At 66.9% G+C, this 21,587-nt stretch carries 17 protein-coding genes and 1 riboswitch; of the genes, 9 read left to right on the top strand and 8 right to left on the bottom strand.

Features of this window, described 5'->3' with window-relative positions; all coding sequences use genetic code 11:
- Positions 1–113: 113 nt before the first annotated feature.
- From QSJ18_RS10955 to QSJ18_RS10915, 9 genes are all read left to right on the top strand, one after another.
- On the top strand, positions 114–512 hold the full coding sequence (locus QSJ18_RS10955) for a BlaI/MecI/CopY family transcriptional regulator (RefSeq protein ID WP_286326470.1): 399 nt from the start codon (positions 114–116) through the stop codon (positions 510–512).
- Positions 513–558: 46 nt separating this feature from the next.
- The gene (locus tag QSJ18_RS10950; RefSeq protein ID WP_286326469.1) at positions 559–1,506 is read left to right on the top strand and encodes a M56 family metallopeptidase; all 948 of its coding nucleotides are present in this window, start codon (positions 559–561) and stop codon (positions 1,504–1,506) included.
- 70 nt (positions 1,507–1,576) lie between these two features.
- Positions 1,577–3,034, top strand: a complete 1,458-nt coding sequence (gene gndA / locus QSJ18_RS10945; protein WP_286326467.1) for an NADP-dependent phosphogluconate dehydrogenase — start codon at positions 1,577–1,579, stop codon at positions 3,032–3,034.
- Positions 3,035–3,082: 48 nt separating this feature from the next.
- On the top strand, positions 3,083–4,516 hold the full coding sequence (gene guaB1, locus QSJ18_RS10940; RefSeq protein WP_286326466.1) for a GMP reductase: 1,434 nt from the start codon (positions 3,083–3,085) through the stop codon (positions 4,514–4,516).
- Between the two features lie 4 nt (positions 4,517–4,520).
- Positions 4,521–5,879, top strand: coding sequence for a hemolysin family protein (locus QSJ18_RS10935; protein ID WP_286326465.1), 1,359 nt, complete (start codon positions 4,521–4,523; stop codon positions 5,877–5,879).
- Positions 5,872–6,948, top strand: coding sequence for a hemolysin family protein (locus tag QSJ18_RS10930; RefSeq protein ID WP_286326464.1), 1,077 nt, complete (start codon positions 5,872–5,874; stop codon positions 6,946–6,948). Before QSJ18_RS10935 ends, QSJ18_RS10930 begins: the two co-directional genes overlap by 8 nt.
- Complete coding sequence (locus QSJ18_RS10925) at positions 6,948–7,850, top strand: 3-methyladenine DNA glycosylase (RefSeq protein WP_286326463.1); 903 nt, start codon at positions 6,948–6,950, stop codon at positions 7,848–7,850. The genes QSJ18_RS10930 and QSJ18_RS10925 overlap by 1 nt, the downstream gene beginning before the upstream one ends.
- A 169-nt stretch (positions 7,851–8,019) precedes the next feature.
- Entirely contained in the window at positions 8,020–10,191 is a 2,172-nt protein-coding gene (locus tag QSJ18_RS10920; protein WP_286326462.1) for a malate synthase G, read from the top strand.
- 176 nt (positions 10,192–10,367) lie between these two features.
- On the top strand, positions 10,368–11,552 hold the full coding sequence (locus QSJ18_RS10915) for a hypothetical protein (RefSeq protein WP_286326461.1): 1,185 nt from the start codon (positions 10,368–10,370) through the stop codon (positions 11,550–11,552).
- A 64-nt stretch (positions 11,553–11,616) separates the two neighbouring features.
- On the opposite strand, the gene gcvP is transcribed toward QSJ18_RS10915, so the two are convergent.
- From gcvP to secA2, 8 genes are all read right to left on the bottom strand, one after another.
- The gene (gene gcvP, locus QSJ18_RS10910) at positions 11,617–14,523 is read right to left on the bottom strand and encodes an aminomethyl-transferring glycine dehydrogenase (protein ID WP_286326460.1); all 2,907 of its coding nucleotides are present in this window, start codon (positions 14,521–14,523) and stop codon (positions 11,617–11,619) included.
- Positions 14,524–14,699: 176 nt separating this feature from the next.
- A riboswitch (glycine riboswitch) is annotated at positions 14,700–14,811 on the bottom strand.
- A gap of 81 nt (positions 14,812–14,892) precedes the next feature.
- A complete protein-coding gene (locus QSJ18_RS10905) occupies positions 14,893–15,507 on the bottom strand; it encodes a MerR family transcriptional regulator (RefSeq protein ID WP_286326459.1) in 615 nt (204 codons plus the stop codon).
- A gap of 285 nt (positions 15,508–15,792) precedes the next feature.
- Complete coding sequence (locus QSJ18_RS10900) at positions 15,793–16,293, bottom strand: bifunctional nuclease family protein (RefSeq protein WP_286326458.1); 501 nt, start codon at positions 16,291–16,293, stop codon at positions 15,793–15,795.
- A 73-nt stretch (positions 16,294–16,366) separates the two neighbouring features.
- The gene (gene ftsR, locus QSJ18_RS10895) at positions 16,367–17,050 is read right to left on the bottom strand and encodes a transcriptional regulator FtsR (RefSeq protein WP_286326457.1); all 684 of its coding nucleotides are present in this window, start codon (positions 17,048–17,050) and stop codon (positions 16,367–16,369) included.
- Positions 17,051–17,091: 41 nt separating this feature from the next.
- A complete protein-coding gene (gene garA, locus QSJ18_RS10890) occupies positions 17,092–17,544 on the bottom strand; it encodes a glycogen accumulation regulator GarA (RefSeq protein WP_286326524.1) in 453 nt (150 codons plus the stop codon).
- A 310-nt stretch (positions 17,545–17,854) separates the two neighbouring features.
- Positions 17,855–18,259 carry a glycine cleavage system protein GcvH gene (gene gcvH / locus QSJ18_RS10885; protein WP_286326456.1) on the bottom strand — a complete coding sequence of 135 codons (405 nt, stop codon included), beginning with the start codon at positions 18,257–18,259 and terminating at the stop codon, positions 17,855–17,857.
- Positions 18,260–18,293: 34 nt separating this feature from the next.
- The gene (locus QSJ18_RS10880) at positions 18,294–18,896 is read right to left on the bottom strand and encodes a CDP-alcohol phosphatidyltransferase family protein (protein ID WP_462476051.1); all 603 of its coding nucleotides are present in this window, start codon (positions 18,894–18,896) and stop codon (positions 18,294–18,296) included.
- A 70-nt stretch (positions 18,897–18,966) separates the two neighbouring features.
- Positions 18,967–21,501, bottom strand: coding sequence for an accessory Sec system translocase SecA2 (gene secA2 / locus QSJ18_RS10875; protein WP_286326523.1), 2,535 nt, complete (start codon positions 21,499–21,501; stop codon positions 18,967–18,969).
- Positions 21,502–21,587 lie beyond the last annotated feature (86 nt).

Here is a 21,587-nt window from a genome sequence, read left to right as displayed (position 1 = left end):
AGCCTTACCAATCCTGTCAAGTGTGGGTTGTGGGTTTTCGCCGACGACGCCGAAACCCCATGTCAGATCGATATCGACCCGCCGACTCGGCTACTAGGGGAGACAGCAGTAAAATGCGAAAGATGAACGGCTTGGGCGACCTTGAGCGCGCGGTGATGGATACCCTCTGGGCCTCGCCGACGCCGCAGACTGTGCGTCAGGTACACGAGGAGCTCTCCCGCGACCGATCGCTGGCCTATACGACCGTGATGACGGTGCTCCAGCGTCTGGCGAAGAAGAATCTGGTCACCCAGATCCGCGACGACCGCGCACATCAGTACGTGCCCACCCACCCGCGTGAGGACCTGGTCGCGAGTCTGATGGTGGACGCGCTGAGCGAAGCCGACGCACCGGGATCCCGGCACGCCGCACTGGTGTCCTTCGTCGGACGCGTCGGCGCCGACGAAGCCGCTGCCCTGCGACGCGCACTCGATGAACTCGAAGCGGCCCGGCCGCACACCGAGACCAGCTAGATTTCCTTTCGAGAACGTCCACCAGCCCACCCAAGGATCACCTGCGATGACCGCGCTGCTCTTCGGCATCCTCACCGTGGTGCTCATCGGCCCCGCACCCGAGGCGCTGTCTCGTGCGCACTGGCCGATCCGCGCACCACGTGCGGCGATGACGCTGTGGCAGGCGATCGCACTGGCCGCCGTGCTGTCGGCGTTCAGCTGCGGCTTGGCCATCGCCGCGAATCTCCTGGCCCCCGGCCCGGACGGCACCCCGACCACCAATCCGCTCCACGAGATCGAGCGGCTCGGACTCCCCCTGTGGGCGCTCTACGTCGCCGTTTTCGCACTGACCCTGCTCATCGGCGGCCGGCTCATGTTCACCACCATCCGGGTGGGTGTACGGACCCGAGCGCGACGGGCCGCGCACCGGCAGCTGATCGACATCCTCGATCGCGCCGACCTGCGCACCTCCGATCATCCGCTGCACGCCCGTGACGTGCGCATGATCGACGTCGAACAACCTCTCGCCTACTGTCTGCCCGGCCTACGCCAGCGCGTGGTGATCTCCGAGGGCGTCGTCCATCGACTCACCCGTGATGAACTCGTCGCGGTCATCGCCCACGAACGTGCCCATCTGCGTGCGCGGCATGATCTGGTCCTGGAGGCCTTCATCGCCCTTCACGACGCCTTCCCCCGGTTCGTCCGCAGCAGCTCCGCGCTGGGTGCGGTGGAACTACTCGTCGAAGCACTCGCCGACGATCAGGCCGTTCGCGCCACCACCCCGACCACCCTCGGCCGCGCGCTGGTGGCGTGCGCCGACGCGGTGGCTCCCCGCGGGGCGATGGCCGTCGGCGGCCCGACCACGCTGACCCGTGTCCACCGGCTCGCCTACGACCGCCCGGCCCGCTGGATGGCGGTGGTCGCCTACACTGCGGCCGCGGCCATCCTGGTCGTCCCCACCCTCGCGGTGGCCATCCCCTGGCTGACCGAGCTGAGTCGTCTCATCTCCGCATGAGGCCGTCGATCGATCCCGTTGACCGTGGCCGGTCCGCCATGTCCGACATCGAGGCAATAGTGTGGTGCACATGAACAACGTCGCGTCTCCGTCATCGTCCGGCAAGGCCCAGATCGGCGTCACCGGCTTGGCCGTCATGGGTTCGAACATCGCACGCAATTTCGCACGCAACGGGTACACCGTCGCGCTGCACAACCGCAGCATCGCCAAGACCGATGCCGTCATCGAGAACCACGGCCACGAGGGCACCTTCATCCGCACCGAGTCGGTCGCCGATTTCGTCGCCGCCCTGGAGCGCCCGCGCCGGGTACTCATCATGGTCAAGGCGGGCGCGGCAACCGACGCCGTCATCGAGGAACTGGCCGCCGCGATGGAACCCGGCGACATCATCATCGACGGCGGCAACGCCCTCTACACCGACACCATCCGCCGCGAGGCCGCGCTGGCCGAACGCGGTCTGCATTTCGTCGGCGCCGGGATCTCCGGTGGCGAAGAAGGCGCACTCAACGGTCCGTCGATCATGCCCGGCGGCCCGGCCGAGTCCTATGAATCGCTCGGCCCGCTGCTCGAATCGGTCGCCGCCAAGGTCGACGGCGAACCCTGCTGCACGCACATCGGACCGGACGGCAGCGGCCACTTCGTGAAGATGGTGCACAACGGTATCGAGTACGCCGACATGCAGCTGATCGGCGAAGCCTATGACCTGATGCGCAAGGCACTGGATCTGCCGGTCGCCAAGATCGCCGACGTGTTCCGCACCTGGAACTCCACCGAGCTGGAGTCCTACCTGATCGAGATCACCGCCGAGGTACTCAGCCAGGTCGACGCCGAGACCGGCAAGCCGCTGGTCGACGTCATCGTCGACGCGGCCGGGCAGAAGGGCACCGGCCGCTGGACGGTCAAGTCGGCGCTCGACCTCGGTATCCCGACGACCGGTATCGCCGAGGCCGTCTTCGCCCGCGCACTGTCGAGTTCGACCGATCAGCGTGTCGCCGCCCGCGGTCTGGCCGCCGGTGAACTCAGCGGCACCCCGGCCGACGCGGCTGCCTTCGTCGAGGACATCAAGGCCGCGCTGTACGCGTCGAAGGTCGTCGCCTACGCACAGGGCTTCGATCAGATCGCCGCGGGCAGCGCCGAGTACGGCTGGAATGTCGACCGTGGTTCGCTGGCGACCATCTGGCGCGGCGGTTGCATCATCCGGGCGCAGTTCCTCAACCGCATCCGCGAGGCCTACGCCGATGACCCGCAGCTGCCCAGCCTGCTGCTCGCCCCGTACTTCCGCGACGCGGTCGAGGCCGGTATCGACAGCTGGCGCCGCGTGGTGGCGACCGCCACCACCCTCGGCATCCCGGTGCCGGCCTTCGCGTCGTCGCTGTCCTACTACGACGCGCTGCGCGCCGAGCGCCTGCCCGCAGCTCTCACCCAGGGACTGCGTGACTATTTCGGCGCCCACACCTATCAGCGGGTCGACAAGGAGGGCACCTTCCACACGTTGTGGAGCGGTGACCGTTCGGAGATCACCGAATGACAGGACCCCGACCGATGACAACGCAACCGAAGGTGCGCTGACCGGACCGTGCGATTTCTCGAGGGCCATCGGCCCAGCCACGACCTGACCTACGACGATCTGTTCATCGTGCCCGGCCGGTCGGATGTGACCTCACGTTTCGACGTGGACATCTCGACCGACGACGGCACCGGCACCACCATTCCGCTGGTGGTGGCGAATATGACCGCGGTGGCAGGCCGGCGGATGGCCGAGACGGTCGCCCGGCGGGGCGGGTTGGTGGTCCTACCGCAGGACCTCCCGATCGCCGCCGCCGCCGAGTCCATCGCCTTCGTGAAGTCCCGACATCTCGTCGTCGACACGCCGGTGATGCTGTCGCCGGACGACTCGGTCACCGACGCGTTGGCGCTGATCCCCAAACGCGCCCATGGCGCCGCGGTGGTCGTCGACGACGGCCGTCCGGTCGGTCTGGTCGTCGAATCGGCGTGTGATGGGGTCGACCGGTTCACCCGCGTCCGCGACATCCTCGACCCGACGATGATCACTTTCGGTGTGGATACCGATCCGCTCGACGTCTTCACCGCCCTCGACGAGCTGCATCAGTCGCTCGCCGTGATGGTGCATCCCGATGGTGCACTGGCCGGTGTGCTGACGCGAGTCGGAGCGCTGCGCCACGGCATCTACCGGCCCAACACCGACGCCGACGACCGCTTGCGTATCGCGGCCGCCGTCGGCATCAACGGTGACGTCACCGCCCGGGCCCGTGCGCTCGTCGACGCCGGTGCCGATGTGCTGGTGGTCGACACCGCACACGGTCATCAGGAGAAGATGCTGACGGTGCTGGCGGCGGTCGCCGACGCCGAGCTCGGGGTACCCATCGCGGCCGGGAACGTCGTCTCCGCGCAGGGTGCGGTCGATCTGATCAACGCGGGTGCCTCCATCGTCAAGGTCGGTGTCGGACCGGGCGCGATGTGCACGACCCGGATGATGACCGGCGTGGGCCGGCCACAGTTCTCCGCGGTCGCCGAATGTGCCGCGGCCGCCCGCACGCACGGCGCCCACGTGTGGGCCGACGGCGGTGTGCGGCATCCGCGCGACGTCGCGCTGGCATTGGCCGCGGGTGCGTCGAATGTGATGGTCGGATCCTGGTTCGCGGGCACCCACGAATCGCCCGGCGATCTGCACCGCGACGGCGGCGGACGCTACAAGGTCGGTTTCGGCATGGCCTCCAAACGTGCGGTCGCCGCACGATCGGCCGCCGACAGCGCCTACGACCAGGCCCGGAAAGCCCTGTTCGAGGAGGGTATTTCGAGTTCACGAATCCGCATCGACGAGCAACGTCCGGGTGTGGAGGATCTGATCGACCACATCTGCTCCGGGTTGCGCAGCGCCGCGACCTACACCGGCGCCCGCACCCTCACCGAGTTCCACGACAACGTCGTCCTCGGTGTGCAGACCTCCGCGGGCTTCGCCGAGGGCCGACCACTTCCGGGTGGGTGGTGAGTCGGTGGAAACCGCCCTGTACGTCCTGGGCCTGATCGGTTTCGTGGCCCTCACGCTGGGCACGGCGCTGTTCGTGGCCGCCGAGTTCTCGCTGACCGCGCTGGAACGCTCGACCATCGCCGACGACGTCGCAACCCGCGGCGATCGGCGGGCGCGGCTGGTTCAGCGCGCCCACAGCACGCTGTCCTTTCAACTGTCCGGCGCCCAGCTCGGCATCACCATCACCACGTTGATCACCGGTTACATCGCCGAGCCGGTGCTGGCGATCATCCTCGAGCCGACGATGGACGCCTTCGGACTCAGCGAGTCGACCGCGTCCGGACTGTCGCTCGCGCTGGCATTGATCATCGCCACCTCGCTGTCGATGGTGCTCGGCGAACTCATCCCGAAGAATCTGGCGATCGCCAAACCGCTGGCGGTCGCGCGTGCCACCGCCGGCCCGATGACCTTCTTCTCATCGGCGTTCCGCTGGGCCATCGACGGCCTCAACGGATCGGCCAACTGGCTGGTGAGGCGCCTCGGCGTCGAACCGGCCGAGGAGTTGCGTTCGGCCCGCTCACCACAGGAACTCGTCTCGTTGGTGCGCACCTCGGCCCGCGCGGGTTCGATCGACGAGGACACCGCGACGCTCGTGCACCGCTCACTGAAGTTCGGCGAGCGGACCGCAGAGGATCTGATGACCCCGCGGGTCACCGTCGAATGTCTCGACCGCGCCGACACCATCCGCGACCTGGTGATCGCCGCGTCGCGGACCGGGCATTCACGTTTCCCGGTGGTCGTCGACGGCAACCTCGACGACCTGATCGGCGTCGTCCACGTGAAGCAGGCGTTCACCGTCGCCCATTCCACCCCGCTGTCGACGATCGCACGACATGTGCCGCGAGTTCCGGCCAGTCTGGGCGGCGATTCGCTGATGGAGCAGATCCGTGCCGACGGCATGGAACTGTGCGTGGTCATCGACGAATACGGCGGCACCGCGGGCATCGTCACCACCGAGGATGTCATCGAGGAGATCCTCGGTGACGTCACCGACGAACACGACAACGAACGCGCCGATGTCGCCGTCGAGGGCGACGGCTATCTGTGTGCCGGGCTGCTGCGCATCGACGAACTCGCCGACGCGATCGGCTACGAGGCCCCCGAAGGCCCTTTCGACACCCTCGGTGGTCTGGTGATGTTCGTGCTCGGTCGCATACCGGTGGTCAGCGATTCGGTGCTGCTCCCCCAGCCGCCGCGGGTCGCCGACGACGAGGACGACGACAACCCCGGCACACCGGTGACCTGGCGCGCGACCGTACGGCAGATGGACGGTCGGCGCATCGACGTCGTCTCCCTCACGCGGGAGGTGGAGATCGATGGGTGACCTGTGGGGTGTCCTGCTGGCCGTGCTGCTGCTGGCCGGCAACGCCTTCTTCGTCGGTGCCGAGTTCTCACTGATCTCGGCCCGCCGTGACCGCCTGGAGGCACTGGAGGCGGGCGGCAAGACGCGAGCGCGCACCGTCATCCGCGCCGGCGAACATCTGTCGCTGATGCTGGCCGGTGCCCAGCTGGGCATCACGATCTGCTCGATCCTGCTCGGCCGGGTGGGTGAACCAGCGGTCGCGCATCTGATCGAGGCGCCGCTCGACCTCGCCCGGGTCCCGGACGCCCTGCTGCATCCGATCGCCTTCACCATCGCGCTGTCCCTGGTGGTGGTGTTGCACATCCTGCTCGGCGAGATGGTCCCGAAGAACATCGCCCTGGCCGGACCGGAGACCGCGGCGATGTGGCTGGTGCCGGTGCATCTGGCGTTCATCCGGGTGGTGCGGCCACTGATCGCCTTCTACAACTGGCTGGCCAACATCTCGTTGCGGGCGATGCGGGTGGTCCCCAAGGACGAACTCGATTCGACGGTGTCCACCGGTGAACTCGCGCAGATGCTCAGCGAGTCCAAACAGGAGGGGCTCATCGACGCCGAGGAGCACGAGCGCCTGACCCGCGCACTGAGTTCGGTAACCCGGGCCGTGACCGAGGTGATGATCCCACTCGGTCAGATGCGCAGCGTCGAGATCGACGTCGATCCGGCAACCGGCGGTACCGGGCCCCGACTCGGGTCGGTGGAGAAGGCGGTCGGCGATACCGGCTTCTCCCGGTTCCCGGTGCGCGGCGCCGATGGCACCTTCACCGGCTACCTGCATCTCAAGGATGTGCTCGACGACATTCTCGACGAACGTGTCGGTCCGGAGACGATCATCGGCATCGACAAGATCCGGGCGTTGCCGGTGATCTCCAGCCAGACCCCGCTCGACGAGGCGACCGCGGCGTTGCGTCGTAGCAGTGCCCACCTCGGGGCCGTCGTCGACGACAGCGGCCGGACCATCGGCATCGTCGCCCTCGCCGATCTCGTCGAGGAGTTCGTCGGCACCGTCCGCGACGAGACTCATCGCATCTGATGAAACCCGGGGCACAGCCCGACGTTCCGGTCCTGCACCGGGACGTCTGGCAGGCGCGCCGCGCCGAACATCAGGCGCGGGTGGAGACGCTGGTCGGCCCGTATCTGCGGGCCCGGCGCAGCGGCCGCACACATCCGGTGCTCGACTTCCTGTTCACCTACTACTCGTCGCGACCCTCGCATGTGCGACGGTGGCATCCGGGTTACGGCACGGTACTGGCCGACGCGGACACCGACTTCACCGGACTTCGCGGATACGCCCGGGTGCCGGCTGGGATGACCGTCTCCCTCGACTACCTGCGGTCGCGGCGTGGCGCACTCGCCACCACCGCCGCCCTGCTTCGTGCGACGGCCGCACGGCCGCCCCGGTTCGGTTGTTTCGGGCTGCACGAGTGGGCGATGGTCTATCGCTCCGATGACGTCCGGCACGCACTGCCGCTGCGCCTGGGATCGGCCGGAACCGACGCCGTCGTCGAGTCGATGCCACTGCGCTGCACCCATTTCGACGCATTCCGCTTCTTCACCGATCCGGCCCGACCGCTCAACGCGACGCAACCCACCCGCGACGGCCGTGTCGACGACGAGCAGCCGGGATGCCTGCATACGACGATGGACCTGTATCGCACGTGTTTCACCCTGTCCCCGCTGCTCGACGCAACACTCACCGTCGACGCGTTCGAGATCGCCCTCGACGCCCGCATCCTCGACATGCGGGCCAGTCCCTACGATCTGACCGGCCTCGACGACGCGTTGGACATCGATACCAGCCCGGTGCGCATCGAGACCGCCGTCGGCCGCGCCGAGTACGCACGTGCGCAGACCGAGGTCGCCGACCGTGGCGCCGTGATGCGCACACGGATCCTGCACGCCTGCGAATCGTTGTCGGCGATCGCTGCCGACTGAGGTGCAAGGAGTGCAGGCGAGCGCCGAAGAAGCCGGGGCGGCGGGTGGGCCAGGTCACCTTGGCTCAGGCGATCCGCGCTGGTCACCTGTCCAGTACGCCAGTACTGTTTACTGATTACCGCCTAGTAGCATGGTCAGGGTTAGAACCCACCCGCGCAGAAAGGCTGACATGTCCGACCGGATCAACGTCGACGGTTTGCAGGTCGCTTCCGTTCTTTTCGATTTCATCAACAACGAGGCTCTGCCCGGTACCGGTGTAGACAAGGACTCTTTCTGGTCGGGTGCAGCCGCGGTGATCAAGGATCTCGCCCCGCGTAACCGCGAACTCCTCGCCGTCCGTGACGATCTGCAAGCCAAGATCGACACCTGGCACCGCGACAACGCCGGCGCCATCGACTTCGACGCCTACAAGTCGTTCCTGACCGAGATCGGCTACCTGGTCGACGTCCCGGCCGACTTCCAGATCTCGACCACCAACGTCGACCGCGAGATCGCCGACACCGCGGGCCCACAGCTCGTGGTCCCGATCCTCAACGCACGCTTCGCACTGAACGCCGCGAACGCACGCTGGGGTTCGCTCTACGACGCGCTCTACGGCACCGACGTGATCTCCGAGGCCGACGGCGCCGACAAGGGCACCTCGTACAACCAGGTCCGCGGCGACAAGGTCATCGCCTACGCCAAGGCCTTCCTCGACGAGGCGGTGCCCCTGGAGAACTGCAGCTACACCGACGTCACCGGCTTCGCGGTCGCCGACGGCGGTCTCGTCGTCACGCTGGCCGACGGCAGCACCTCGACACTGGCCGATCCGGCAGCCTTCGTCGGCTACCGCGGCGAGACCTCGGCGCCGTCGTCCATCCTGCTGCGCCACAACGGCCTGCACCTCGACATCGAGATCGACTCCGCCTCCCCGATCGGTTCCACCGATCCGGCAGGCATCAAGGATGTCGTGATGGAGTCGGCGATCACCACGATCATGGACTTCGAGGACTCGGTCGCCGCCGTGGACGCCGACGACAAGGTTGTCGGCTACCGCAACTGGCTCGGCCTCAACCGCGGCGACCTCGCCGAGTCGGTCAGCAAGGGCGGCAAGACCTTCACCCGCACGCTCAACGGCAACCGGGTCTACACCGGACCGGACGGAACCGACTTCGACCTCCACGGCCGGTCGCTGCTGTTCGTCCGTAACGTCGGACACCTGATGACCAACGACGCCATCCTCGACGCCGACGGCAACGAGGTGCCCGAGGGTATCCAGGACGCACTGTTCACCTCGCTGATCGGCATCCACGGTCTCAGCACCGATGCCGGACACCAGAACTCGCGGACCGGATCGATCTACATCGTCAAGCCCAAGCAGCACGGCCCCGACGAGGTCGCCTTCACTGGCGAGCTGTTCGGTCGTGTCGAGAAGGTGCTCGGCCTCCCCGAGAACACCCTCAAGGTCGGCATCATGGACGAGGAACGCCGGACCACCGTCAACCTCAAGGCCTGCATCAAGGCCGCCGAGGAGCGCGTCGTCTTCATCAACACCGGCTTCCTCGACCGCACCGGCGACGAGATCCACACCTCCATGGAGGCCGGCGCGATGATCCGCAAGGCCGAGATGAAGAAGCAGCGCTGGATCGCCGCGTATGAGGACTTCAACGTCGACACCGGTCTGGCCGCCGGTCTGCAGCACAAGGCGCAGATCGGTAAGGGCATGTGGGCGATGACCGATCTGATGGCGGATATGGTCGAGCAGAAGATCGGGCAGCCCAAGGCAGGCGCGAACACCGCATGGGTGCCGTCGCCGACCGCCGCGACTCTGCACGCGATGCACTACCACCAGGTGGACGTCTTCAAGCGGCAGGACGAGATCGCCAAGCGCGATCCGGCCTCGGTCGACGACATCCTCACCATCCCGCTCGCCCCGAAGACCGACTGGTCCGACGCGGAGAAGCGCGAGGAACTCGACAACAACGCACAGTCGATCCTTGGCTACGTCGTCCGGTGGATCGACGCCGGTGTCGGCTGCTCCAAGGTGCCCGACATCCACGACGTCGCACTGATGGAAGACCGTGCGACGCTGCGGATTTCGAGCCAGTTGCTCGCCAACTGGATTCGTCACGACATCGTCACCGCGGACGACGTGGTGGCAGCTCTCGAGCGGATGGCCCCGGTCGTCGACCGCCAGAACGCCGGTGATCCCGACTATCGGCCGCTGGCTCCGGACTTCGACACCAACATCGCATTCCAGGCGGCCAAGGAGTTGATCCTGGAGGGTGCGAAGCAGCCGAGCGGCTACACCGAGCCGATCCTGCATCGCCGCCGTCGCGAGTTCAAGGCAGCGAACGCCTGATCCGCCAGCCCTCGATACCGCCCCGGTCATCTCCGATGATCGGGGCGGTATTGTCTGTCGTGATAGAACTGTGATGAAACCCGTGACGTGGAGTATGGGGGGATCGCGGGACACGTGATATTGGCCCGAACCCGGTACCCCGTGTCGTGGGACATCGGTTCAGGAAAGGCATCGGGTTGGCACATCATCGGAGTAGCGGCGGGGACGGCGGTTTCCTCGGTCGCGGTGTCAGCCGTGGGCTGGTGGCCGCCGTGCTGTGCATCCTGCTCGTCATCGCCGCGGTGATTGCGTGGCAGAAGCTCGGTGACAAGATCGACGACGACGCCACCGATGCCGCCGGAAACTGTGTCGCCGGAGAGGCGATGGTCTCGGTGATCGCCGACGCCGACATCGCGGGCGGTCTAGAGACCATCGCCAAGGCCTACAACGCGACCCGTCCCGTCGTCGGGGACCACTGTGTGGCGATCGCGGTCCGCCCGGGCGACGCCAAGATCACCCTCGACGCGCTGACCGGGACCTGGGATCAGGCCTCGATGGGCGACTTCCCCGCCGCCTGGGTCCCGCAGTCGTCGGTGTGGGCGGCCGATCTGACCACGGCACAGCCCGATCTGGTGGAAGGACAGCCGCGTTCGCTGGTGTCTTCGCCAGTGGTCCTCGCCACCTCGCCGCGCCTCGCCGAGGCCTTCGGCGGCAACCTCGACTGGTCCGCTCTGCCCACCTTGCAGCGTCGCGACGGCAGCCTCGGCACGGTCGGCCTCGACGGTTGGGGTTCGCTGCGGATGGCCATGCCGACCGGCGCCCAATCGGATGCGACCGCACTGGCGGCACAGGCCGTGGCCGCACAGATCACTCGCACCACCGGCGTGTTGACCACCCAGGACGCATCGTCGAACCGGGTGGCGTCGAGCGTGCGTGCACTCACCCGCAATGCGCCCGCCTCCCCCGACGGTTCGCCTGCCGGCGCGGCACAGGTGATCGCCGACGGCTCAGCCGATCCGGCGACCACCGAGATCCACGTCGTCCCGATCACCGAGCAGAGGCTCTACCAGCTGACCAAGAGCGATACGACGGCCCGCCTCGCGGAGGTCCTGCCGCTCGGCCCGACGCCGATCGCCGATTTCCCGGTGATCCGCCTCAAAGGCGAGCGCGTCCCCGAATACGCCTCGGATGCGGTCGCCGAGTTCATCGAGTTCGCGGCGAAAGCCGAGCAGCTCGAGCAGCTGACCCGATTGGGATTCCGCGGCGATGCCCCGCGCCCGTCTCCGACCAGCACGGTCACCTTTCCGCGCACCCCGAATCCGATGCCGACGCCGGAGACCGGCGCCATCGTGGCCATCAACCGGCTGGTCTACCCGGGCTGACGGCTTCCGGTGGGACCGGAGCGATAGCGGGAAGCGTCACGAAGGGCCACCCCCGCCGCGCCGCTCAGTTGCTGAACGCCTCGATCGGCGGACAGCTGCAGACCAGGTTGCGGTCGCCGAAGGTGCCGTCGATGCGCCGGACCGCGGGCCATACCTTGGCGCGGGCACCGGCCGACGGCAGTCCCTGCGGGTACACCGCGACCTCACGCGAGTAGGCGTGATCCCAATCGCCGACCAGGCATTCAGAGGTGTGCGGGGCTCCGCGCAGCGGATTGTCGTCAACCGTCCACTCGCCGCTACCCACCCGGTCGATCTCGGCGCGGATCGCGATCATCGCCTCGCAGAATGCGTCGATCTCGTCGAGATTCTCGCTTTCGGTCGGTTCGACCATCAGGGTGCCGGCAACCGGGAAGCTCATCGTCGGCGCGTGGAAACCGTAGTCGGCCAGCCGTTTCGCGACGTCATCGACGGTCACACCGGTGGTCTTAGTGATCTCCCGCAGGTCGAGGATGCACTCGTGGGCGACGTAGCCGTGCTCATCCCCGGCGACCCCACTGTCGCCGGTGTACAGGATCGGGAAGTACTCGCCGAGCCGACGGGCGATGTAGTTCGCTGCGGCGATCGCGGTGAGCGTCGCCCGACGCAGACCGTCGGCGCCCATCATCGCGATGTAGGCATAGGTGATCGGGAGGATCGACGCCGATCCGTAGGGTGCCGCCGAGATCGTCGCCGTGCCGATCAGTGAGTCGTCGAGAGGGTGGCCGGGCAGGAAGGAGGCCAGGTGGCTCGCCACCGCGACCGGACCGACGCCGGGACCGCCACCCCCATGCGGGATGCAGAAGGTCTTGTGCAGGTTCAGATGACTGACGTCGCCGCCGAAGTGGCCCGGCCGGGCCACTCCGACGAGTGCGTTCAGGTTGGCACCATCGACATAGACCTGTCCGCCCTCGTCGTGCACGGCGGCACAGATGTCGCGGATGTCGTGTTCGAAGACGCCGTGTGTGGACGGGTAGGTCACCATGATGGCGGCCACCCGACCGGCATGATCGGCGATCTTGGCATGCAGGTCGGCGACGTCGACGTCGCCGTTCTCCCGGCATCCGACGACGACGACCCGCATCCCGGCCATGACCGCCGACGCCGCGTTGGTGCCGTGCGCGCTCGACGGGATCAGGCAGATGTCACGCTCGGCGTCGCCGCGTGAGAGGTGATAGCGCCGGATGGCCAGCAGTCCGGCGTACTCCCCCTGCGATCCCGCGTTCGGCTGCAGACTCACCCGGTCGTAGCCGGTGATCGCGACGAGCCACTCCTCGACTCGGGCGATGAGTTCCCGGATCCCGACGGTGTCGGCGGCCGGCGCGAACGGATGCAGACCCGCGAAGTCGGGCCAGGTGATGGGTTCCATCTCGGTGGTGGCGTTGAGCTTCATAGTGCAGGAACCGAGTGGGATCATGCTGCGGTCGAGGGCGATGTCCTTGTCGGACAGGGCGCGTAGGTAGCGCAACATCGCGGTTTCGGTGCGATAGCGGTTGAAGGCCGGATGGGTGAGGTATTCGCTGCTGCGGGTCTCGATGTCCTGGGCGAATCCCTTGGGGTGGACGCCATGGGCGCTGAAGGCGCGCAGCACGCCGTCGAGGTCGTCTGCGGTGGTCGTCTCGTCGCAGGCGATACCGACGATGTCGGCATCGACGCGACGCAGGTTGATGCCCTCACGCTTGGCGTGCGCGACGATCGCGTCGGCCTGGCCGCGGGTGTGCACCTCGATGGTGTCGAAGAAGACCGCGTGGGCGACTGCGAATCCGGCCGCGGACAGACTGTCGGCGAGCTGGGCGGCGGCGGCGTGGACGCGACGCGCGATGGCACGCAGACCGTCGGGTCCGTGGTACGACGCGTACATCGCCGCCACGACGGCCAGCAGCACCTGAGCGGTGCAGATGTTGCTGGTCGCCTTCTCGCGACGAATGTGCTGTTCGCGGGTCTGCAGGGCGAGACGGTAGGCGAGATTGCCGTCGGCGTCCTTGGAGATGCCGACGAGCCGGCCGGGCAACTGCCGGGCGTACTTGTTGTGCACTGCGAGGTAGCCCGCATGGGGGCCACCGAATCCCATCGGCACACCGAACCGCTGCGTCGTGCCGAAACAGACGTCGGCGCCCTGTTCGCCCGGGGGCGTGATCAGGGTCATCGCCAGCAGATCCGCCCCGACCGCGACCAGAGCACCACGGTCGTGGGCGGCGGCGATGATGCCTGCGGCGTCGACGACCCGGCCGGAGGCGCCGGGCACCTGGAGGATGACACCGAAGAAGTCACCGTCGGGCAGCCCGCAGTCGGGCAGTCCGGGATGCAGCGAGGCCGGCACGACCTCGATGCCGAGCGGCTCGGCGCGGGTCTCGATGACCGCCCGGGTCTGCGGGAACAGGTCGGCGTCGACGACGACGCGCGCCGAACGCGATTTACCCGCGCGCCGCATCAGCGTCATCGCCTCGGCGGCGGCGGTGGCCTCGTCGAGCATCGACGCGTTCGCGACCTCCATACCGGTCAGGTCGGCGACCATGGTCTGGAAGTTGAGCAGGGCTTCGAGGCGTCCCTGGCTGATCTCCGGCTGGTAGGGCGTGTACGCGGTATACCAGGCCGGATCCTCGATCACGTTGCGGCGGATGACTGCCGGGGTATGGGTGTCGTAGTAGCCGAGGCCGATCATCGAGCGATCGACGGTGTTCTTGGCTGCGAGGGCCCGAAGTTCGGCGGTGATCTGCGGTTCGGTGCGCGGCGCACCGAGGACGGCCAGCGGATTCGACGCGGGGTCGTCGGCGATCACGGCGGGTACGACCCGGCGGGCGAGATCATCGAGGGAGGACACCCCGATCTCGGCGAGCATCCGGGTGGTCTCGGCGGCGTCCGGCCCGACATGCCGGTTGACGAAGTCGTCGGTGTGATCGGTATGGGTGTCGCGCACAGCGCTGAAGTCGGTCATGGCAGGGGGCCACCTCTCGCAATCACCGATGCGCGTGCGTCGACGTCACCGGCCGGCCCTCTCCCTCTGTCATGCCTGGCGACCGGATATCCGGTCTCCGGTGGCGCCTGAGAGATTCGGCCGGGGCGGCCTTTCACCGTGGGCGGACGACGAGGTCGTCACTTTCCAGAGACGCCGGCAACAACACGGTCCGGGGTGCCTGAGAGTTTGACGGAGAGGTGTTGCTCCTTCGGCGGTCGCCGAGAGTCCGATTATCGGAACCCGACGACGCTCTCCCGTGCTGCAGCGACGCACCAGGGATTCTACCCGGCTGACCGCCGGTGACCTCACCCTTCGGACATGCGCTGGGTCACATCGGGCGGCAACCCGCTAGCCGGTGCGGCGGGTGCGGCTCTTGCGTCGAGCGGCGAGTTCATCCTCGGGCGCGGTCTCGCTGACGCCGCCGTCGGCACGTTCGCCGGGAAAGTCGGCGATGGTGCCGGTGAGTTCACGCATGGCACCGCTGACCGCGATACCGAAGACACCCTGACCACCCTGCAGAAGGTCGACGACCTCCTCCGCGGAGGTGCATTCGTAGACGGTCGTGCCGTCGGAGAAGAGGGTGATGCGGGCGAGGTCCTCGACGCCACGCTGCCGCAGATGGTCGACTGCCACCCGGATGTTCTGTAGCGAGATGCCGGTGTCGAGCAGCCGCTTGACGATCTTGAGGACCAGGATGTCCTTGAAGGAGTACAGGCGCTGGCTACCCGATCCCGCCGCACCGCGGATCGAGGGCACCACCAGCGAGGTGCGGGCCCAGTAGTCGAGCTGGCGGTAGGTGATGCCGGCGATCTGGCAGGCACTCGGAACGCGGTAGCCGACAAGCTCGTCGGGGACGGTGTCGTTGGGGAACAGGCCCGGTGCGACTTCTTCCAGGCTGCCCTGTCCGACGTTCACACGCTGCCCAGCTGACGTCGCGTCACTGTCGACCGGCCGATCGCCCACTTCAGACTCCCTCACACGCTCGGATCGGGCCCAACACCTGGTGTTGTGCGCCACGTCTACCATACGCGCACCAAACCCGGATCGGACTGTCGATCATTGTCATGTCGCCGATCATGTCGGCGACGTTGCGTGTGACGCTATGCCCTTTTTCTCCGCCCACCAATGCGACGCGCCCTAAGGCTCAACCTCAACTCGAGATTGAGACAAACGGTGATCCGGCGGTTGCCATTCCGTGACCTCCGCTGGCTGGCGAGTCCCGCGCCACAGACCGATCCCCCGCCACGTTCAGGCTCCGCCGCTGGCCTTGAAATCGTCGGGCGACACGTTGTCGAGGAACTCCTTGAACTTCTCGACCTCGTCCTCGCTGGCCGCCGGTTCATCCTCGGACTCCTCATCCGGGATGAGCAGACCGGCTTCGACCAAAACGGACTCATCGGCGATGATCGGCACGTCGGCACGCATCGCCACGGCGATGGAATCCGAAGGTCGCGCGGAAATCCGCACATCACCCGCGAACACCATCTCGGCGTAAAAGGTGCCTTCCTGCATATCCACGATCCGAACCTCCACCAGATCGTGCCCGAACTCGTTGATGAGGTTCACGATCAGGTCGTGGGTCAACGGCCGCGGGGGCTCGATCCCCTTCTGCCGCAGCGCAATCGATGCCGCCTCACTCTGCCCGATCCAGATCGGCAGGTAACGCTGGCCGTCGACTTCACGCAGCAGCAATACGGGCTGGCTCTGCGGGGGCTCGACCCTGATGCCCACCACGCGCATCTCGCTCACAACGCGCCTCCTCACTCGCCGATTCCTGGCCTCCGACGCTACACCCGATCGGCCGCGCCGGTGGACGACGCGATCAGTCGAGAACGCCGCGGACCGCGGCCTTCACCAACTGGGTGTGCAGGGTCACCGACAGCGCGGCGATCTCGCGCACCAGTTCTTCGGCACGATCACGCGCGCCGGTCCCCTTGCCCTTGGCGATCGGGCTGGCGATCTGGGCCACCAGGCCCGCCTCCCGATCTGCCGACACCTTGAACGCCCGCAGGTGCCGGGCTTCGAGTCCGTAATTCGTCAGGGCGGCCGCGGCCTCCACGAGACGGACGGCGTCCTCATCGAAGAATCCGGCCGGCCCCGGCACCAGCAATCCGTTGCGCTGAAGCTCGGTCACGAAAGCCGAATCGACACCGGTCCGCTCGATGAGCGATTCCCGCGACACCCGGCCCCCACGCGCACCGAAGTCGGTCGCCGGTGCGACCGCGCCGCGGGCCGTGGACAACAACCGGGTACCCCCGTTGCCTGCCCCGTCACCGCTGTCGATGGCTTCGAGCTGTTCCTTGATGACCTTGAGCGGCAGATACCGATCGCGTTGCGCGGTGAGCACGAAGCGCAGCCGCTCGCAATCGGCGGTGCTGAACCGCCGGTAGCCCGACGGTGCCCGCTCAGGCGTGATCAGCCCTTCCGATTCCAGGAATCGGATCTTCGAGATCGTGACGTCCGGGAAGTCATCACGCAGCTGAGCCAGGACCGTGCCGATGGACATCGATCCCTCGCTGCGTTGGGCCGAGGATGCCGTCACGACGGTCAGGCGCCGGCTTCGTCGCGAGGTCCGCTCAGGAACACCAGGCGGAACTTACCGATCTGCACCTCGTCGCCGTTGCTCAGCGACGCGGTGTCTACCGGCTCACGGTTGACGTAGGTGCCGTTGAGCGAGCCCACGTCGACGACCTGAAACTCGTTGTCGCCGAGACGGAACTCGGCGTGCCGACGGCTGACGGTGACATCGTCGAGGAAGATGTCGCTGTCGGGGTGCCGACCGGCCGAGGTCGTCGCCTGGTCGAGCAGGAATCGCGAACCAGCATTGGGGCCACGCTTCACGACAAGCAGCGCCGTTCCGGGCGAGAGGCGTTCCACCCCGGTGTCGGCGGGCTCACTCACGGCCGGTGCACTCGCGTCGAGTTCATTGATGAACTCCTCGCGGAAGACCGAGGTGGTCTCCACCGGCGCCTCGAAGTCCTTGTCGTTGTCGCTCACCAGTTCTCCTTCGTCTTCATCGGTGCCCGGCCGGACCGCTGATTCTCACCCGCGATACTCCGGCTCATCTGCACGCTCTGCCCATGCGGGCAGGATCTGGACATCGGGTGTCGGGACACGGGCGACCATGCGCGCCTCGCCCCGACCCACTTCACCTAACCGTACCGGGCATCCTGACCGCAGCCGCAGGCGAGTCGCCAAGCCCGCGGTGGAATCGGTTCAGACACCGACGATCATATCCTTATCAAGGCCTCGACCAGATCCGTTACCTGGCGATGGCCGCCTACTTTGTTTTCGTCGATGATCCCGGCGATCAACCCTCGATGACGGCCCGATAACCCTCGGCGTCGAGGATGTCACCCAAGGCGGTGTTGAGGGCGGCCTCGTCGGCGAGTTCGATCTCGACCAGCCAGCCGGCACCATAGGGGTCGGAGTTCACCAGGTCGGGCGAGGCGTCGAGTTCCTCATTGACCTTCGCGATAGTGCCGACCAGCGGTCCGTAGATGTCGGAGACACTCTTGGTCGACTCGACCTCGGCGAAGGATTCGCCGTTCTCGACATCGGCACCGATCTCGGGCAGTTGCACGAAGACGACATCCCCCAGCGCATCCTGGGCGAAATCGGTGATGCCGACCCGCACAGTGGCTGGGCCGACCTTCTGGACCCATTCGTGTTCGGCGGTATAGCTCAGTTCCTCGGGAACATTTGTATCGGTCACGGCAAACGCCTTTCTGTCGGTGGCGACCCCACGGTCACGGTTGTGGTTGGAGATGTCTCACGGGCGGCATGCGCCGCAGCACCAGGATCGTCTGATACCAGTACAGGGCGAAGGACCACAGGTACAGTCCGACACCCCAGATCATGAATGCCCAGCCGATCGGGTAACAGATGGTACCGACCACCGAGTCGAGTTGACCGGCGAGGATCCACGGGAACGCACTCATCAGTGCAAAGGTCGCAGCCTTCCCGATATAGAGCACCGGCAGCGCGAGGATCCCGCGACTGCGCAGCAGCGGCGCCTGCGCGAACAGCAGCACATCGCGGGCGATGATCACTCCGATCAGCCACCACGGCAGGAACTCCCGGATGCCGAAGGCCAGCGGGATGATCACGATGTAGAGACGATCGGCGGCGGGATCGAGGAGCGCACCGATCCGCGACGACTGATTGAGCAGCCGGGCCAGTTTGCCGTCGAGCCAATCCGAGAATCCCGAGAACATCAGGATCGCGAACGCCCAGCCGTCGGCCTCCTCCCACAGCAGCAGCCACACGAACACCGGGATGAGCGCCAGCCGCAGCACACTGAGTGCGTTCGGCACGGTGACGATGCGTTCGCCCCGAACCACCTCGGGCAGCGCAGGGGCCGACGTCTCCGATGCCTTGTCGGCGGTCACCGTCGTCGGCCCTCGCGATCGGCGCTGTCGATCACCGGAAGATGCCGATGATGCCCTGCAGCGTCTTGGCGCCGCCCGACGCGAACAGATTGTCGTGGACCATGTAGGTCCAGGTCGTCGTCGACCGATGCAGATCGGCGGTGCCCAGATCCACACCGTCGGCGGTGATCTCGACGTCGCGGAAGGTCGTGCGCGCCGCGTCGACCGCATCGGTGGGCAGGTCGGCGAACTCGGCCAGGATCATCCGGTGGAATTCGTCGAGCGGACTTTCCTTGCCCAGTGAGCGCAGATGGATGCTGGCACGTGCATCGGAAGCGAAGGCCAGGTGATCGGCCCAGGCCCGGTCGAGGTGGTACAGCATGATCTCGCGAGCAGCCTGGACCAGCACCTCGCGGTCGATCGGCTCCCGCGGCGCGTCGGCACCCTCGGCGCCGTCCTCCCCGGTTGTCGTGTCCCCGGTTGTCGTGTCCCCAGCTGTCGTCTCGTCGGCTTCGGTGGTGTCCTCGGCTACGGATGTGGTCTCGCTGACCGACTTCTTGGCCTTTCGGCCTCGCCCCTTCTTGGCGGCCTTCTCGCCACCGTCCTTCTCGCCACCGTCCCTGTCGCCACCACCCTTGTCATCGCGCTCGGGGACCGCCTCGCCGCTGAGCTCCGCATAGCGTTCGGGTTCCAGCTCGGCCAGTTCGTCGAGCGCGGTCTCGGTGGTCAGCACCTCCATGCGGCGGGCCACGACGATGTCGCGCTGCTGGTTGACCAGCTTGTTGTAGCGCCAGGTATTCGCGTGGAGCTCGAGCATCACACCTTCGGCGACGCGCTGCGCCTGTTCGATCAGGTCGATGCCCTTGCTGCCCATCGAACCGTCCTCGTTGGGCGACACCGGATCACGTTTGAAGGCGAGATTCTTGGTGACGACCGGGTCTTCGAGGCTGGAGAAGAAGACCGATACACCCGGATCACCCTGGCGCCCGGCGCGCCCACGCAGCTGCAGATCCAGTCGCTCGGTGTCGTGGCGACCGGTACCGATCACGCACAGCCCGCCCAACTCGACGATCTCCTCGCGCGCCTGCTCGTCGTCCTTGGAACCACCGAGCCGGATGTCGGTGCCGCGCCCGGCCATCTGGGTGGACACCGTCACGGCGTCCTTCTTGCCCGCCTCCGCGATGATCTCGGCCTCGGAGGCGTCGTTCTTGGCGTTGAGCACGACGGAGGTGACCCCGGCCTTCTCCAGGAAGTAGGCCAACTCCTCGGATTCCGCGACGTCGTGGGTGCCGATCAGGATCGGCTGACCGGTCTCGTGGACTTCCTTGACGTACTCCACGATCGCCTCGACCTTGTTGGCCTTGGTGTCGAAGACACGGTCGGGCAGGTCGTCGCGGATGTTCGCGGTGTTCGGCGGGATCTGCGAGATGCGCAGGTCGTAGAACTGGCGGAACTGTTCACCGGCGGCGAGGGCGGTACCGGTCATGCCACACACCGTCGGGTAGCGGCCGATCAGGGCCTGCACCGTCATGGTGTCGATGACCTCGCCGCCGTCGGTCTGGGTCAGCCCCTCCTTCAGCTCGACGGCGGCCTGGACACCGTCCGGCCAGCGCTGGAGCTGGGCCACGCGACCCCGCGATGCGTTGATCAAGTGCACGCCACCGTCGCGCACGATGTAGTGCACATCGCGTTCGAGCAGGTAGTAGGCGTGTAGCGCGATGTTGATGTGCACCAGTGTGGTGCCGACATGTTCCTCGTCGTACAGGTTGATGTCGCCGAGCTCGACCTCGACGAACTCCGCACCCTCGTCGGTGAGCGTGACATTTCGTCCGTCGGTGTCGATCTCGTAGTGCTTGCTCTTCAGCTTGGCCACGACCTCGTGAATCGCCGCGTCGGGCACCTCGGCCTCGGTCGATCCGGCGAGCACCAGCGGGACGAGCGCCTCGTCGACGAGCACCGAGTCGGCCTCGTCGATGATCGCGACGTCGGGCTTCGGGGAGACCAACTCGTCCTCGGTCTGCGCGAGCTGATCGCGCAGCACGTCGAAACCGATCTCGTTGACCGAGGCGTACGTGACATCGCCGGCGTAGGCCTCCTTGCGCTCGGCGCGGGTGGAGTTCTCCGAGATGGCGCGCACCTTGATGCCGAAGATCTCGAACAGCGGTTTCATCCACTCGGCGTCGCGGGTGGCGAGGTAGTCGTTCACCGAGATGACGTGGACCTGATGCCCCTGCAGCACGAAGCCGATGGCGGCGAGCGCCCCGGCCAGCGTCTTACCCTCACCGGTGGCCATCTCGACGATGTCGCCTTCGAGTAGGCGCAGTGCCCCCTGGAGCTGAACCTCGAACGGACGCAGCCCGATCGAGCGGTCGGCTGCTTCCCGGACGAGTGCCAGGAACTTCGCCCGGTCGGCGGTGGAGTTCTCGAGGTCGAGCTTCTCCACCTCGCGCAGGAAGTCGTCGTCGTCGAGGTCGGCTGCCCAGTCGGTATGTGCGTCGGCATCGGCGATCACACCCAGCGATTTGGACTGGTTGCGCGTCGACTGCGAGCCGAGCAGTCGCCACATGCTGTTGGTCAGCTTTCCCACCGAATACTTCTCCCTGATCGTTCGCAGCACTCTGGGATCACCGCGCGGCGCGAGGCACCGGCAGGAGATCATCGTCAACGGTACGC

The organism is Gordonia heveisoli (assembly GCF_030315745.1).
GTDB lineage: Bacteria > Actinomycetota > Actinomycetes > Mycobacteriales > Mycobacteriaceae > Gordonia.
Note: the sequence above shows the minus strand (reverse complement) of the source record. Positions and strands in the feature narration are given on the sequence as shown.

Coding starts and splice junctions, on each gene's coding strand:
- QSJ18_RS10955 (WP_286326470.1), top strand. CDS start 114: ATGCGAAAGATGAACGGCTTGGGCGACCTTGAGCGCGCGGTGATGGAT.
- QSJ18_RS10950 (WP_286326469.1), top strand. CDS start 559: ATGACCGCGCTGCTCTTCGGCATCCTCACCGTGGTGCTCATCGGCCCC.
- gndA (WP_286326467.1), top strand. CDS start 1,577: ATGAACAACGTCGCGTCTCCGTCATCGTCCGGCAAGGCCCAGATCGGC.
- QSJ18_RS10930 (WP_286326464.1), top strand. CDS start 5,872: ATGGGTGACCTGTGGGGTGTCCTGCTGGCCGTGCTGCTGCTGGCCGGC.
- QSJ18_RS10925 (WP_286326463.1), top strand. CDS start 6,948: ATGAAACCCGGGGCACAGCCCGACGTTCCGGTCCTGCACCGGGACGTC.
- QSJ18_RS10920 (WP_286326462.1), top strand. CDS start 8,020: ATGTCCGACCGGATCAACGTCGACGGTTTGCAGGTCGCTTCCGTTCTT.
- gcvP (WP_286326460.1), bottom strand. CDS start 14,523: ATGACCGACTTCAGCGCTGTGCGCGACACCCATACCGATCACACCGAC.
- ftsR (WP_286326457.1), bottom strand. CDS start 17,050: ATGTCCATCGGCACGGTCCTGGCTCAGCTGCGTGATGACTTCCCGGAC.